This is a genomic window from Desulfomicrobium apsheronum (assembly GCF_900114115.1).
Classification (GTDB): domain Bacteria; phylum Desulfobacterota; class Desulfovibrionia; order Desulfovibrionales; family Desulfomicrobiaceae; genus Desulfomicrobium; species Desulfomicrobium apsheronum.
Genome location: NZ_FORX01000027.1, coordinates 1 through 14,865, shown reverse-complemented (window position 1 = coordinate 14,865; position 14,865 = coordinate 1). Strand labels below are relative to the sequence as shown.

Sequence of the window (14,865 nt, the reverse complement as noted above, 5' to 3'; positions counted from 1 at the left end):
GGTCGGGATGCTGCCCCGGTCATAAAAGCATGAAACAATACCGCGATTACTATTTCAAAAAGGCCAAGCAGGACAATTATCCTGCCCGCTCCGTATACAAGCTTCAGGAAATGGACAAGGCGCACAAGCTCTTGCGCCAGGGCCAGAAAGTACTTGATCTCGGAGCCTGCCCTGGTTCCTGGACCCTTTACGCCGCCGAACGCGTCGGCGCGGGAGGTCGGGTGCTGGGCATCGACCTGAACATGCCGGATACCCGCTTCCCGGAACAGGTGATTTTCCTGCAGGAAGACATCTTTGCCCGCACTCCTCTTTTTCTCGGGCATTTGCAGGCGCTTGCCCCTTTCGACGTAGTCATGAGCGACATGGCCCCCAAGACGACGGGTTCCAAGTTCACCGATCAGGCCCGCTCCATCCAGCTGGTGGAAGCGGCCTTCGGCGTGGCCGAGGAATGGCTGGTTTCCGGCGGCACCTTTATTGCCAAGGTTTTCGAAGGTCCGGACGTGCAGCCCTTTGTGCAGTCTCTTAAAGTCCGTTTCGCCAAGGTCGGCATGTTCAAGCCCAAAAGCAGCCGGGCGGAGAGCAAGGAAATATTCATCCTGGGTTTGGGTTTTGTTCCCGCGGCCAGCGAGGCCCCGCCCGCATAACTTTTTTCGGAGGATTGTATGGCAGGACATAGTAAATGGAAGAATATCCAGCATCGTAAGGGACGTCAGGATCTGAAGCGTGGCAAGATGTTCACCAAAGTCAGCAAGGAGATCATTCTGGCGGCCAAGGGCGGCGGCGATCCGGATATGAACGCCCGCCTGCGCGCGGCCATTGACGCCGCCAAGGCCGTGAACCTGCCCAAGGACAAGATCGAGACGGCCATCAAGAAGGGCACGGGCGAGCTGGCTTCCGAGGCCCTCGAAGAGATCATGTACGAGGGATACGCCCCGGGCGGCGTGGCCATTCTCATCGAGGCTGTCACGGACAACAGGAACCGTACCGTGGCCGAAGTGCGCCACATCCTGAGCAAGAACGGCGGGTCCATGGGCGCGGCCGGTTGCGTGGCCTGGATGTTCGACACAAAGGGCGTCTTTGCCTTCGACAAGGAAAAATACACCGAGGATCAACTTCTTGAAGCCGGGCTTGAGGGCGGCGTCGAGGATGTGCTCGATGACGACGATTCCTGGCAGGTTCTGTGCGCGGCCGAGGATTTCCATACCGCCAGAAGCGCTTTCGAGGCCGCAGGCATCGAGATCATGAGCGCGGAGCTGAACCGCATCCCGCAGACCACGGTGGCCGTCGATGTCGAGACCGGCCGCAAGGTCATGAAACTCTATGACGCGCTGGACGACAACGATGACGTCCAGAACGTGTACGCCAATTTCGAGCTGCCGGCAGAACTCCTGGCGGAGATGTAGCCCGGCCGCATGGCAGTGGAACGCATCATCCTGGGCGTTGACCCCGGATCCCGTTGCATGGGCTACGGCCTTGTGCGGGAGCGGTCCGGGGTTTTGTCCCTGGTGGAGGCGGGTGTGGTGCGTCCCTCGGAAGAGGCCATGAGCACGCGCCTTGGCCTCATGTACACGCGCATCGCCGAGTTGATCGGCGCCCATACCCCCTGTGCCGTGGCCGTGGAGAATGTCTTCTTCGCCCGTAACTCCGCTTCGGCCCTGAAGCTCGGCCAGGCGCGGGGAGCCGTGCTGGCCGCCTGCGGCGTGCATGGGGTGGAGGTCTTCGGGTACGAGCCCACCCTGGTCAAGAAGTCCCTGGTCGGCGCGGGGCGGGCGGAGAAAAGTCAGGTCTCGTTCATGGTCGGTCAGCTTCTGGGCGTTCGGCCGGACTGGGCCGAGGATGCGGGAGACGCCCTGGCCCTGGCCATTTGCCATTTGAACCATTTTCGGTTCATGGCCGCTGTCAGCGCTGGCCAGACCCCTGGCCAGCCTACTGGTCAAGACGGGTCAACTCGTCTATAGCTCCCACACATGATAGCCTACCTTGAAGGAACAATCCTGCGCCGCGATGAAGAGTCTTGCGTCCTGCTCACTGCAGGGGGCGTGGGCTATCAGGTGCACCTGACCACGCAAGGGCTGTCGACCCTTGGCTCCGGGGCCGAAGTGGCCCGGCTTTTCATTCATACCCTGGTCCGCGAGGACGCGCTCATTCTTTATGGGTTCACCTCCTGGGAGGAGCGGCAGGCCTTCGTGACCCTGCTCGGCGCGCCCAAGCTCGGGCCCAAGACGGCGCTGGCCATGCTTGGCTGTTACGATGTCGCCGAGCTTGCGGCATGCATTGCCCGCGAGGACGTGGCCGCCCTGACCCGCGTGCCCGGCATCGGCGCCAAGACGGCCAAACGCCTGCTCCTTGACCTGAAGGACAAGCTTGTGGCCCGGCCGTCTCTCGGTCCGGGAAGGACCGCACCGGTGGTCTCGGCCGCCTCGGACTGCGCGGCGGCTCTGGTATCGCTGGGATATGGGCGGCATGATGTGGACGAGGTGGTACGAACCGTGTTCGAAAACGAGCCTGATCTGGATGCGGGCAGCGCCATCCGGCAGGCCTTGAAGATTTTTGCCGCCAAGTAGCATGATGCAAAACCCCAGCGAAGAGCATATCCGGCCCCGCACCCTGGACGATTTCATCGGCCAGGAGGATGTCCGCGGCAACCTGAAGATTTATCTGCAGGCGGCCAAGGAGCGTGGTCAGCATCTGGATCACTGCCTGCTCTACGGCAATCCCGGTCTGGGCAAGACCACCCTGGCTCAGATCATGGCCAGCGAACTGGGCGTGAACATGGTCTCCACCTCCGGGCCGGTCCTGGAGCGCAGCGGCGATCTGGCAGCCATCCTGACCAGCCTGAACCGGCACGATCTGCTTTTTATCGATGAAATCCACCGCATGCCGGCCGTGGTCGAGGAAATCCTCTACCCCGGCATGGAGGATTTCAAGCTCGACCTCATCGTCGGCCAGGGTCCTGGAGCGCGCACGGTCAAGATCGAGCTTGAACCGTTCACACTGGTAGGCGCGACAACACGCATCGGACTTTTGACCTCGCCCCTGCGCGACCGTTTCGGTGTCATCTGTCGGTTGGAGTTCTACAATCCTCGGGAGCTGTCACTGATCGTGACGCGCGCCGCGCGCATCCTCGGCCTTGAGATCAGCCCTGACGGAGCGCTCGAGATCGGCAAGCGCTCCCGGGGGACGCCACGCATCGCCAACCGCCTGCTGCGCCGCGTGGCCGATTACGCCCAGGTGGCCGGAAACGTGCTCATCGACGCGGACGTGGCGGCCAAGGGCCTTGATATCATGGATGTTGACTCGCGCGGTCTGGACATGATGGATCGCAAGATCCTCGAATGCATCATCGATCATTTCGGCGGCGGTCCCGTGGGCGTGAAAACCATTGCGGCGGCCTGCTCCGAAGAGGTGAGGACCATCGAGGATATCTACGAGCCTTACCTCATTCAGTGCGGTTTCCTGAAGCGCACCCCCCGGGGACGGGTGGTCACGCCCAAGGCCTACCAGCATCTCGACGGTGGACTCAAGCTGCGCGGCCAATAGCCCGAGGTGCTCATTTGAGGCGGCAAGGACAATGCCCCGGCCGTCGGTTCTGTCCGACTCTTTTTTTTTGACCTGTCATCACCTAAGCCCAGCGAGGAGCCATGAAAGTCATTGATCCGAGTTTTTCCTTCATGCACCTGCCCGACGGCGAGTTTGTCCTGAGTCACCTCGAACTGGCCGCGCGGACATGTTACAAGTCCGAGGACAAGGCCAGTCCGGATTCGGCCCGCAAGCTACTCTCCCGCATCGTGCGCCTGGGTCATGACAGTGTTCTTGAGCATATCAGCGTAACGGTGCGCATCGTCTGCGACAGGGGTGTAACCCACGAACTGGTCCGCCATCGGCTGTGCGCCTTCTCTCAGGAAAGCACCCGCTACGCCAACTACGCCCAGGACAAGTTCGGCAGCGAAATCACGGTGATCCGTCCTTTTTTCTGGGCCGAGGATGACGCCCGCTACGCGGTGTGGCTGTCCACCATGCAGGCTTGCGAGGACGCCTACCTGCGCCTGGTGGACGCCGGGGCCACGGCCCAGGAGGCCAGAAGCGTCCTGCCCAACAGCCTCAAGACCGAGATCGTGACCACGGCCAACATCCGGGAATGGCGGCACATTTTCAAACTGCGTTGCGACAAGGCCGCCCATCCGCAGATGCGCCAGGTCATGCTTCCGCTCATGAGCGCTTTTCAGCAGCGCATTCCTCTGCTCTTCGATGATCTCGGGGAGCGTTTCGCCGAACCCCTCGCCGAATTGGAGTCCCAGGGCGCCGCCGCCCGCCTGTTCTGATATTTTATACTGCTTGAGAGTACCTAAGGGCATGTTCAAGAAACGTGCCCTTTTTTTTTGGGGGATGTGAGGAAATGTCCGACAGAATCGTGGGATGGCTTGGAAACGAGGTCTAGCAAGAGTTAATCCCAGTTTTGCCTATTTGATGCAGGAAATTCGGAGCGTTTACATCTATTTTTTTTCCCGTATCGGGATATTTTCAGAGATGGCAAAAAAACGACCCTACCTTGTAATTAATATTTTATACTAATATTTAAGTATAATATATTTCATGTTTGTCAGTAGAAGCCGGAAGCATTGGAACTTTCAAGACTTTAAATGGGAAAATCAAAATTTGAAGAAAATAAGCGAAAAACGGAGATAATTTTGTAGCTATTGTTTAAAAGTTTTCCGCAGTTGTTTAAAATTAAGTGTTGACAACTCGGGAGCCCCGGTCTTGCGGGACAATGACAGCTTCGCGTCAGAGCCACAAAAGCAATGCATAAGAAGGAAGTGTAATTATTTTAGGCTGTTGTCCTGTATAGAAAGAGTTGGGCCAAGTTGCGACTGGCTGGTTATACCGGAGTTGTCGCAGGGCTGTCGCTTGGCTAGGAACCGTTCCCATGATTGACGCATGGCATCACATTTCACTTTCCCTTGAGAAGAACCTCACTCCGGGCCATTACCAGCTCTGGATCAAACCCCTACAGGGGTGTCTCGACAACGACACCTTGGTCCTCTGTGCGCCCAACTCCTTTGTATGCACATGGGTCCGGGAACGCATGCTTGGCAAGATCAAGGATGCGGCCGCCGAGACCCTTGGCTTCGCGCCGACCATAGAGCTCTGTTCCGCCCAGGCCGATGCGCCCGCGACCGTGCATGTTCAGCCCGCGCCCGCCAAGAAGATCATCACCCGCCAAATGGGCCTGCCCATGGCTCACGCCCTGCCTACTCAAACCGTGCAGAACTGGCGGCATGATTTTGACGACTTCATCGTCGGACCCTGCAACAATCTCGCCTATGTCGCGTCGCGCAGCTTCTGCCAGGACGTGCAGGGGTCGGATCAACTTTTCCTGTGCTCCGCGCCGGGCCTCGGCAAGACCCATCTGGCCCAGGCCATCGGCAGCGAGATCGCCCGGCAAACCAACCGGCAGCACCTGCGCGTCTGCTACCTGAGCGGCGAGGAGTTTGCCTCCCAGTTGGTCATGGCCATCAAAGCCAAGGCCGTGGAGCAGTTCAAGGCCCGTTTCAGAACCAACGTAGATCTGCTCCTGCTTGAAGACGTGCATTTTTTCCAGGGCAAGGAGAAAATGCAGGATGAGCTGTTGAACACCTTGAAATCGCTCCAGAACCAGGGGCGCCGGGTGGTCATGACCAGCACGTTTCTGCCCCGCGAGCTGTCCGACATCGACGCCAACCTGCTCTCCCGTTTCGCGCAGGGGTTCATGGCCGTCATCGACAAGCCCGACTATCAGACCCGTATGGGCATCATCCAGGCCAAGTCGCAGGCTTCGCAGGTCAGCATGCCGGGCAGCGTGGCCGAGCTTCTGGCCAACAGGATGAAGACCGATGTCCGCCAGCTTGAGAGCTGCCTGAAGAACATCATCCTCAAGGCCAAGCTCCTGAACATGGACATCACCATGGATCTGGCCTGGGAGATACTGCAGAATTATAACCTTGACAGTGCCTCCATAGATCTCGACAAAATCATCAGCTTCGTCTGCCAGGCCTATGGCTTCGGCTTTGACGACCTGCGCTCCAAGAGCCGCAAGCGGGACCGGGTCATCGCCCGCAACACGGCCTTCTACCTTGCGCGCAAGCATACGGAACTGTCTCTCATGGATATCGGCCGCCGCTTCAACCGCAAGCATTCCACGGTCATCAAGGGTATCGCCTCCGTTGAACAGGAAGTTACCCGCAAGACCTCTCTTGGCAACCAGCTGGCCCGCACGATCAATCAACTCCAGGCCTGATTTTTAAGCAGCCTGTCCCGCATCACGATGCACAAAAAAAGGCCCATGCACTTCACGCGCATGGGCCTTTTTTTAGTGTTTGGCGCGGTCCTATTCTCCCGCCTTTTCCAGCAGCCTGTTGCCGCGTGATGTTTCAAGGGCGGCGGCCAGGGCTTCGACGATGTGCAGGTCGTAACTGTTTGTCGCCGAGCGCAGGTTCTCAAGGGCCTGCCCGGGGCGCATGGCCGGTCTGTAGGCTCTGGGGCGGATCATGGCGCAAAAGCTGTTGGCCACGCTCAGGACCCTGGCCTGGATGCTGATCTCCTCGCCGAGCAGCCCTTTGGGGTAGCCGCTGCCGTCGAGACGTTCGTTCATCTGGTAGACAGCCTCGTAAACGGGCAGTTCAAAGTCGATCTGGCGCAGGATTTCCGCTGCATGGTCGACATGCCTCTGAACCATTTCCTTCTCTTTCTCGGTAAGCTGGTCGACCTTGGTCAGGATCGCCTTGTCGATGAAGATTTTGCCGATCTGGGACAGGTTGGAGGCGATTTCCACGGTGGATTTGTCTTCAGGGGACAGGTTGAGGCTGTCCGCCAGCAGGGAGGACACGTCGCGCATCAGCAGGGAATGTCCGGCCAGGTATGGGTCCGTGAACTCGATGGCTTTGACCAGCGCTTCAACGGTCTGGGAGATGGCCTGGCGCTTGCGGTCCTCGGCCTGAACCATGGCGGTGATGTCCCGGAATACGGAGACGATGCCTTGCGGCGTGTCCTGATCGCCCTTCAAGGTGACCTTGGTGATCTGGAAATGGTGTTCCCGCGACTTGAGGAAGACGCGTTCGGTGACTGTCACGGGCACCCCGGTCTGCAGGGTCTGGGCGTCGGATTGTTCCAGGCGTTTGCCGGTGTCGAAGCCGAACAGGGCGATATCGTCAAGACCGAGCACCTCGTCTTCCGGCCGCCCCACGCCTTCGGCCAATGCCGGGTTGGCGTAGGTGTAGTTGCCGCTCAGGTTTTTGACGGCGATGAAATCCGGGATCGAATCGTTGATGGAATCCAGGAAGTTGCGTTGCTGTTCGAGCTCCTGGGCCAGGGTCTGAAACTTGCCGGCGATGCGCTTGTGGCTCTGACCCATGGTGCGCGACCAGATGGCTCCGAAGAGAAGGCTTGTGACCATGGCGATGAGGCCCGCGATGAGCAGGGAAATCCGGGTGTACTCCTGCAAGCCCACGGTCGCGCTCTGGGTATCCACCTCCTGGACGACCCACAGGTCAAGATCGGGAAGCTTCACGCCAAGTGAAAAGACGGGAGTCTGGCCGCCCAGGCTATTGCGTTTGTCAAAGCCGAGCCGCTGCCCCGAATCCAGTTCCGGCGGCGTCTGGATGGTGGCGATTCCGCCAGGGCTCCAGGGCACGATCTCCTGAAATCCGGCCTCGGTCATCTGCATGATCCGTGTCCGCTCCCCCCTGGTCGAGAGCGGGGTGTTGGAGAGCAGGGAGGTGATGGTCATGCCTGCGCTCTTGGTCAGCATGGCCACGGCCACCGCCTTCTTTTCCCCGTTTTCCTCGGCCGTGGAAAAGATCGGCACGCACATGTCGATGACCAGTCCATTGTCTGTCTGGCGCAGGGGCGAGAAGTAGGCCATGGGATAGGCGAAGGTCTTTTTGATCAAGGCCGACTGACTCGGAGAGAGCGGGTTCACCCGCGAGTCGGAGCCGATGTAGGACTGTCCGCTGCGGTGCACGATACGCCCGGACAGAAAGCCCGCGAAGACCGTGAAATCGGCGAAGGTCTGATGCATGAGGGGGAACTGGTCGGTCAGTTGGGCCATCTGGTCATAGGAAGCGCCTTCGGGGATGATGCCCGTGATCAGAAAGCTCGGGTCCGCGTCGATGAGATCCATGTCCGTGGCATAAAGCCGGAACAGGTCCGAGGAGATGAGCTTGTCGGTCTGCTCGACCAGGCCCGAGAGCCATGCCGTGAGCACTTCGGCGCGGCTGGTGGCCAGCAATTCGAGCCGTCCCTGGATCTGCTCTTGCAGCTCTCCCTGCTTGGCCCGGACGCTCCAGGCCACCCAGGTCAACAGGGCCACGATGATCAGGGAGATGATGGCCACCCCCATGACCAGTTCCGACCTGTTTTTGCCCATGGCGGGCAGAGCTGCTTTGCTGCTTGATGCTGTCATATTCCCCTCTCCGTTAAGTTTAGTTCGCTACAGGGATGTGTGACCACCGATGCTCCTCGTTCAAGGAGTATTGCGGAATGTAGTGTCTGTATTTGCCGTGCGTGAAAATTGCGTCGGAGATGTTGTTCAGGATGTAGGCATCCCCGTCCGTGAATACTGCCAGAACAGCGTGCGCGATGCCTCTGATGCGATCCTTGACCACGACGATGCGCAGTTCGTCCTTCGAGAAGCCCAGCTCCCGCAGGGCAAAGTACTTGATGATGGCGTAGTCCTCGCAATCTCCGGATATCTTCAGGAATTCCTGCGGAGTGGCCCACCAGTCCGAGACACCGTAGGCGTCCTGGTCCAGGCGGTAGGGCCATTTGTTGAAAAAGGAGTTGATCATCTTGAGCTGTTCCATGCGCTCCTTGCCTCTGGCTTGCTTTATGATGCGCTGCCAGCTGGTCGCGCCGGGCGGGCAGGTCTTGGCCGAAGTGCAGCTGCCAAGCGTCTGGAGCTGTCCCTTGACCTTGGACAGGATTCGCTTCCATTTGGGCAGGGCATTGAAATTGCCGCGAAAGGCCGCGCTCTGAAAAAGCCGTATAGGCTGATCGCCGGTGTTTGACTGTGCTCGCGGAGCCTGGCCTGAAGGTGTCGGGGCTTGAGTCTGGGCGCCTTGACGCCATACGGGCAGGGGCGCTTTTGAGGTGGACGATTCTTGATTCCGCTCCGCCTGGGCAACCGTCGTCACGTTTGAATCTCGACCCTGCACAGCCGCCGGCGTTCCCGGAGCCTGTTCCAAGGAATCGCTTGCCTGCGAGTCGAGGATCTCTCCTTGTTTTAGCGAAACGGCCGGGGTGGCATCCTTGGCCTGTTCCTGGTCCGGCCTGATATTCGCTTGCGTCTTCAAAGGGTCGGCTATCCGAGAGGAACCGCTGTCCTGCCTCGTCTCTTGGTGGGTGCCCCCCGTTGCGGCACCTGCATCTTCGCTTGCAAGCTCCACCTGGCTCGTCTGGTTTTGCATCGGCGCGGCTCCGGTTCCCATTGCCGCGAAATCGCTTGGAAAACACAGGGCCGCCGCCAGCAGCGAAAGAATCGTGGTGACGGGCCATCTCAATAGGTCAACGCTCCCTCAAGGCGTTCTCCTTGGCCTTGAGAATGGGTTTTAAGAGATAGTCGAGCACGCTCTTCTTGCCGGTCAGGATGTCCACGCTGGCGGTCATGCCGGGGATGATCGGGAGTTTTTCGCCGCGATAGACGATGGCCGAGGCCTGGGTGCGCAGCTTGACCTTGTAGAAGCTTTCGCCCTTCTGGTCCTCGATGGTGTCGCCGCTGATCTGTTCGACGGAACCTTCAAGCCCGCCATAGATGGAGAAGTCGTAGGCCGTGATCTTGATCATGGCTTTTTGGCCCGGATGCAGAAAGGCGATGTCGGCGGGCTTGATGTTGGCTTCGATGAGCAGGGTGTCGTCCAGGGGAATGATCTCAAGGATCGGTTCGCCGGGTTTGACCACGCCGCCGACGGTATTGAGGATGACCTGCTTGACGGTGCCGCGCACAGGGCTGCGTACGTCCGTGCGCGTGACGCGGTCCTGACCGGCGGACAGGGCGTGCAGCTTGGAATTGAGTTCCACCTGATGCTGGTTCATCTCCTGCAGGGCCGTGGCCTTGAACTCGGCCATGCGCTGGGCCTGGCGCTCCTTGATTTCCTGGGCCGCCTGCTGCGTGCGCGGGATGGCCACGCCCAGACTCTGCAGATCGCCGCGCAGGGAACTGACGGCACGTTCCAGGGAGAGGTAATCGACTCTCGGGTACACGTTCTTTTCCATGAGGGGCTTGGCGATATTCATCTGCTCCTGGGCCAGCTTCAGGTCCTGGGCGGTCTGGTTGCGCCGGATGGTCATCTCGCGGGCTTCCTGCAAACGCTGCGTGTACTGGCTGCGCAGGATGTTCATCTCCTGGGTCAGTTGGTCCATGCGCGCCCGATAAATGGCCATCTGGTCATTTACCGCCTTGGGGGCCTTGGTTTTGAGCTCTTCGGAAAACACCGGCTCCGTTTCCGACGATTCGGCCTTGAGGCGGGCGATGGCGGCCTGATGCTCCAACGCCTGGCTGGCCGTGTCCTTCAGGGAGCTCTGCGCCAGTTCATTGCTGATGCGGACCAGAATGTCGCCTTTTTCCACGAGCTGGTTTTCCCGCACCAGGGTTTCTTCGAGGATGCCGCCTTCGAGGTTCTGGATGATCTGCACCCGCTGGGACGGGATGACCTGGCCCATGCCGCGCGTGACTTCGTCGAGGATGGCGAAGTGGGTCCAGGCCAGGAGCGAACCAAGGAGCAGGCAGATGGTCGCGGACAGCACGTAGGCCCAGCGGTGCCCCCGGCGATACATGGCCGCGTCGACCACGCTCATGTATTCAAGGTCGGATTCGGAATATACTCGATTAGACATTTTTAGCTCCGTTGCCGCGCTTTTGCAGTTCGGTCAGGACTTCGTTGCGCGGTCCGTCGGCTATGATCGATCCGCCTTCAAGGGCGATGACTCGCGTGGCCAGGGACAACAGGCTCGGTCTGTGGGTGATGAGGATGAGGGTCTTGCCTTTCAATGCCGAGGAGAGACGAAGCTTGAGCACGGCCTCCACGCCCACGTCCATGGAGCTGCTGGGTTCATCGAGGATGACGATGTCCGGGTCGAGCAGCAGGGTGCGGGCGATGGTGATGGCCTGGCGCTGGCCGCCGGAAAGGGACAGGCCACGTTCTCCGACCTGCAGGTTGAAGCCGGCGGGGTTGTTTTTGATGAAGTCCGTGACCCCGGCGATGGTCGCGGCGCGCAGCAGGGCCTGGTCGCTGACGTGGGGCGCGCCGAGGGTGATGTTCTCGCGCACCGTGCCATGGAAAAGAAAATTGTCCTGGGCCATGTAGCCGATCTTGGCCCGCAATTCGGCCGGGTCGATCTGGCGGATGTCAAGCCCGCCGATCTTCACCGCCCCTTTTTGCGGCTCGTAGAGGCCGTTGATGAGCTTGCCAAGGGTGGTCTTGCCCGAGCCCATCTTACCGATGATGGCCACGCGTTCGCCCTGCGCGATGTGCAGGTCGATGTGGGACAGGGCGTTGGTCAGGGCGTTTGGGTATTTGAAGCTCACATCCTCGAAGGTGATGCTGGCGCGCAGATCCTGATGTTCGGGGTGCTGGACGTCTTCGGGGCGCTCGCTTGGGATCTGCATGAGCAGGTCCAGGTTCTTGAGCGCCATGCGGCTCTGCTGCAGTCGGGTCAGCATGGCCGCCACCGCGCCCAGGGGAGCCATGGCCCGGCCGACCAGAATGGAGCAGGCGATGAGTCCGCCCATGGTCATCGCGCCTTCGGAGATGCGGTACACGCCCCAGATGATGACGCCGCAGTAGACGATCTGAGAGGCGAACTGGGTGAAGCTGAGAGAAAAGGTGGAGAGCGACTTGGAGCGGATGGCCGATTTTGCGCCCATGCCGACGATGTTTTCCCAGCGGCCAAGCATGGAGCCTTCGGCCCGGCTGGTCTTGATGGTCTCAAGGCCGCTCACGGTCTCGACCAGCAACGCGTTTTTCTGGGTCGATTCCTTGTAGCCGCCTTCGATGGCGCGTCTCAGCGGGCCCTGCATGATGATGCCGACCAAAATCACAATGGGCGCGACCACGGCCGGAACAATGGCGACGGGGCCGCCGATGTAGAAGATGATTGTGATGAAAAGGATCAAAAAGGGCAGGTCGACCAGCGCGAGCAACGTGGTGGAACTGAAGAACTCACGCAGGGAATCGAACTCGCGCATGTTGTTGACGAGCGCTCCCGTGGATTCGGGTTTGTGATCGAGGCGGATGGACAGAATGTGGCTCATGAGCTTGCTGGCCACCAGAATGTCGGAGTTGCGGCCTGCCACGTCCACGAAATAGCCGCGCAGGTTCCTGAGCGCGAAGTCGAAAAAGAAGGCGATGCCGACACCCACGGCCAGCACCCACAAGGTCTCAAGGGCGTTGTTGGGCACGACCCGGTCGTACACGTTCATGGTGAAAAGAGGCGAGGCGATGGCCAGCAGGTTGATGAAAATCGTGGCCAGGATGACATGCCGGTAAATGGGCAGAAAATGAAAAATGGTGCCCCAGAACCACTTCTTGGTGTTGAAGATCTTGAGCCCTTTGGTTCTGCCATCCAGACTGGCCTTGGGGCGCGCGAAGACGGCGTGTCCGGAGTACGTTTCTTTCAGCGTCTCGACCGGAGTGTCGAAGGGCGCGTCGGGGTTCTCGGGCATGATGATGCGGGCCGTGCCTGACGCCACGCTGACCAGCACGCAGGCCGAGCCGTCCTGCATGAGCAGGATGCAGGGCAGGTTCAGGGGGGAGATTTTGTCGATGACCGGTTTGTGCGCGATCTGGGCGTCAATGCCTTCACGCCGCGCCGCACGGATCACCGCGTAAGGAGTCATGCCTTCCTGGGTGCGTGGCAGGCCCGCTTCCAGGGCCGTTGTGCTGACGGGCCGACCTTGCAGGCGGGAGATCACGGACAAACATCCCACCAGCGGCGGGGTGAAATAAACTTGTGAAGGGTTGATCTGGGCGGTGATTGCCGGCCGCAGTTTGGCGGCGGCCGGTGGAGCCGGTATGGGAATGGCGACCTTGGGATCATTCATGCGTGCTTGGCCTCGATGATATTGATATGTTGCCGGAAACTAAGTCCTGCCCTGTCATCTTGCAAGGGAAATTCGGTTTTGTCCTGCCACGAAGCATGGCAGGACGTTCCAATAATGAAAATGAAAGATGCGCAGTAAAATAGTCATTAAATAGCTTGATGACTATTTTTATGGTCGTTTATGCGCAGGGCTGGAGGAGGGCTTCAATTCTTCGAGGGTTGGGGCATTTTTCTTGGGCCTAGTGGGACAGAGAAGACGCCTCTGCCCCCCCCGTTCTGGGCTATCTGGCCGCGCCGTGCGGCATTCATCTGTCAGGCAACTTCGCGGCACGTAAGTCATGAGAGTTCGTGTCCTTTTTGTATCCGTGCACCGTCCTTGCTCAGACCACCGAGCTGCCCTTGTTCATGCGTTAGTGTGAGACTCGGGGGCGAGGGGGCGTGAAGTACTAGTGTTATTGTGTATGGTTTTAATTTTTTAATACTCGGAAATGATTAGTTAAACCTATCAGGCAATACGCATTCAATACTCGGTTCTCGGAAAAAATCTTTCATACTTGACCCTACGCCTTCATGCACTCATATATAATCTCAAAGAATATAAAATGTTAGTAAATAGGCATTAATACCCAAATTTATCATAACCCCGCAGGCGGAGGACATCATGGCTGAATCACAGAACTCCAGACAAAACGTACAGGCCCCTCAGGCTGGACAGACCGTGATCGTCAACGCGATTCCGGGACAGGACATAGTGCTTGAGGCTGCTTTTGATCAGGCCGAAGTGATATTGAACAATGGCAACGTCATTTTCGAGTTCGAAGGTGGCGGACAGGTTGTCCTGAACTTCGCTGACCTCGGCACAGCCCAGGCCCCCAACGTGGTCATGCCTGATGGAACCATTCTGAACATGGAGGAATTCCTGGCCTCCCTGGGTGAAAGCGAAGTTGAACCCGCCGCCGGACCCGAGGGTGGTGCGGAAGGCAGCGGCGGTGTCGGTCAGTACAGGGACGACGCGGGAAATCTTATTGATGGAGTGGACAAGCTGGGCGGCCTGGATCCGAGGGAGTTCACTTCGATCAGTATAGAGGCGCTGGAGGCTGATCCGCTGGAGGAGGAAGAGTCGGTGCTGAACAGTCCGCCAACAATTTCCGCCTCTGGCGGAATTGTTAATGAAGCCGGGCTTGAAAATGGAACGATCGCGGAATCAAACGCCGAATTTCTGCCGGGTAGCTTCACCATTTCCGACCCGGACGGATTGGGCGATATAACCTCCCTTTCAATCAATGGCGTGGTGATCCCGATCGGTAGTTTGGTCGGCAGCGTAGTCCCCACAAGCCTCGGCGTCCTGACCATCACAGGCTTTGACGCCGGAACAGGCGTGGTTTCGTATTTGTATCAGCTCGCAGCTCCGCAGGATCATTCCGACGGGGATGTCAGCGACTTCTTCCCCGTGACTGTGACCGATGCCGCCGGAGCAAGCGCGAGCGCGACGGTCACGATCAGCGTGCTTGATGATGAGCCGAGCGTGAGTAACGTGGTTGTGGCTGACTCCGTGGTTCTGGACGAGACGGATGCCGGAGAAGCCTTTGTGGGCGGTCCGATCATTGCGACGAGCGAGGCCGCGATCATCTCCGCAGCACTTTTGTTTGGTGCGGACGATGCGGCTGCGACTGATTCCGAGGTCTACGGATTGACGCTGAGCGGCGACGGCACGACCCTCCTGAAGACGGCTCAGGGTGACTTTGCGATCACTCTGGTGGAGACCGGCGATCAGACGATCGAAGGTCAGTACCA

11 protein-coding genes and 1 pseudogene are annotated in these 14,865 nt (G+C 59.2%); 8 read left to right on the top strand and 4 right to left on the bottom strand.

What is annotated here, in order from left to right; all coding sequences use genetic code 11:
* Positions 1-29: 29 nt before the first annotated feature.
* The 7 genes from BMZ40_RS18005 (at position 30) to dnaA (ending at position 6,274) form a co-directional block, all read left to right on the top strand.
* Positions 30-644 (top strand): RlmE family RNA methyltransferase, encoded by a 615-nt coding sequence (locus BMZ40_RS18005; protein WP_092379253.1) that lies wholly within the window; start codon positions 30-32, stop codon positions 642-644.
* Between the two features lie 18 nt (positions 645-662).
* A complete protein-coding gene (locus tag BMZ40_RS18000) occupies positions 663-1,403 on the top strand; it encodes a YebC/PmpR family DNA-binding transcriptional regulator (RefSeq protein WP_092379250.1) in 741 nt (246 codons plus the stop codon).
* A 9-nt stretch (positions 1,404-1,412) separates the two neighbouring features.
* Positions 1,413-1,958 carry a crossover junction endodeoxyribonuclease RuvC gene (gene ruvC / locus BMZ40_RS17995; RefSeq protein ID WP_092379247.1) on the top strand — a complete coding sequence of 182 codons (546 nt, stop codon included), beginning with the start codon at positions 1,413-1,415 and terminating at the stop codon, positions 1,956-1,958.
* A 9-nt stretch (positions 1,959-1,967) separates the two neighbouring features.
* Positions 1,968-2,564 (top strand): Holliday junction branch migration protein RuvA, encoded by a 597-nt coding sequence (gene ruvA / locus BMZ40_RS17990; RefSeq protein WP_092379244.1) that lies wholly within the window; start codon positions 1,968-1,970, stop codon positions 2,562-2,564.
* Between the two features lies 1 nt (position 2,565).
* Complete coding sequence (gene ruvB / locus BMZ40_RS17985; protein ID WP_092189424.1) at positions 2,566-3,540, top strand: Holliday junction branch migration DNA helicase RuvB; 975 nt, start codon at positions 2,566-2,568, stop codon at positions 3,538-3,540.
* Positions 3,541-3,641: 101 nt separating this feature from the next.
* Positions 3,642-4,322, top strand: a complete 681-nt coding sequence (thyX, locus tag BMZ40_RS17980; RefSeq protein WP_092379241.1) for an FAD-dependent thymidylate synthase — start codon at positions 3,642-3,644, stop codon at positions 4,320-4,322.
* A 602-nt stretch (positions 4,323-4,924) separates the two neighbouring features.
* Positions 4,925-6,274, top strand: coding sequence for a chromosomal replication initiator protein DnaA (dnaA, locus tag BMZ40_RS17975; protein WP_092379238.1), 1,350 nt, complete (start codon positions 4,925-4,927; stop codon positions 6,272-6,274).
* A gap of 90 nt (positions 6,275-6,364) precedes the next feature.
* Here the strand turns inward: dnaA and BMZ40_RS17970 are convergent, their stop codons facing one another.
* The 4 genes from BMZ40_RS17970 to BMZ40_RS17955 form a co-directional block, all read right to left on the bottom strand.
* On the bottom strand, positions 6,365-8,437 hold the full coding sequence (locus BMZ40_RS17970) for an HD domain-containing phosphohydrolase (RefSeq protein WP_092379236.1): 2,073 nt from the start codon (positions 8,435-8,437) through the stop codon (positions 6,365-6,367).
* A 19-nt stretch (positions 8,438-8,456) separates the two neighbouring features.
* Complete coding sequence (locus BMZ40_RS17965) at positions 8,457-9,440, bottom strand: transglutaminase-like cysteine peptidase (RefSeq protein WP_092379318.1); 984 nt, start codon at positions 9,438-9,440, stop codon at positions 8,457-8,459.
* A gap of 97 nt (positions 9,441-9,537) precedes the next feature.
* A complete protein-coding gene (locus BMZ40_RS17960) occupies positions 9,538-10,866 on the bottom strand; it encodes an HlyD family type I secretion periplasmic adaptor subunit (protein ID WP_092379233.1) in 1,329 nt (442 codons plus the stop codon).
* Positions 10,859-13,072 carry a type I secretion system permease/ATPase gene (locus BMZ40_RS17955; RefSeq protein ID WP_092379230.1) on the bottom strand — a complete coding sequence of 738 codons (2,214 nt, stop codon included), beginning with the start codon at positions 13,070-13,072 and terminating at the stop codon, positions 10,859-10,861. The genes BMZ40_RS17960 and BMZ40_RS17955 overlap by 8 nt, the downstream gene beginning before the upstream one ends.
* Positions 13,073-13,732: 660 nt before the next feature.
* Here BMZ40_RS17955 and BMZ40_RS17950 point away from each other — a divergent pair.
* Positions 13,733-14,865, top strand: a pseudogene (locus BMZ40_RS17950) (DUF5801 repeats-in-toxin domain-containing protein); the annotation flags it as partial.

Coding starts and splice junctions, on each gene's coding strand:
- BMZ40_RS18005 (WP_092379253.1), top strand. CDS start 30: ATGAAACAATACCGCGATTACTATTTCAAAAAGGCCAAGCAGGACAAT.
- BMZ40_RS18000 (WP_092379250.1), top strand. CDS start 663: ATGGCAGGACATAGTAAATGGAAGAATATCCAGCATCGTAAGGGACGT.
- ruvC (WP_092379247.1), top strand. CDS start 1,413: ATGGCAGTGGAACGCATCATCCTGGGCGTTGACCCCGGATCCCGTTGC.
- ruvA (WP_092379244.1), top strand. CDS start 1,968: ATGATAGCCTACCTTGAAGGAACAATCCTGCGCCGCGATGAAGAGTCT.
- ruvB (WP_092189424.1), top strand. CDS start 2,566: ATGATGCAAAACCCCAGCGAAGAGCATATCCGGCCCCGCACCCTGGAC.
- thyX (WP_092379241.1), top strand. CDS start 3,642: ATGAAAGTCATTGATCCGAGTTTTTCCTTCATGCACCTGCCCGACGGC.
- dnaA (WP_092379238.1), top strand. CDS start 4,925: ATGATTGACGCATGGCATCACATTTCACTTTCCCTTGAGAAGAACCTC.
- BMZ40_RS17970 (WP_092379236.1), bottom strand. CDS start 8,437: ATGACAGCATCAAGCAGCAAAGCAGCTCTGCCCGCCATGGGCAAAAAC.
- BMZ40_RS17965 (WP_092379318.1), bottom strand. CDS start 9,440: ATGCAAAACCAGACGAGCCAGGTGGAGCTTGCAAGCGAAGATGCAGGT.
- BMZ40_RS17960 (WP_092379233.1), bottom strand. CDS start 10,866: ATGTCTAATCGAGTATATTCCGAATCCGACCTTGAATACATGAGCGTG.
- BMZ40_RS17955 (WP_092379230.1), bottom strand. CDS start 13,072: ATGAATGATCCCAAGGTCGCCATTCCCATACCGGCTCCACCGGCCGCC.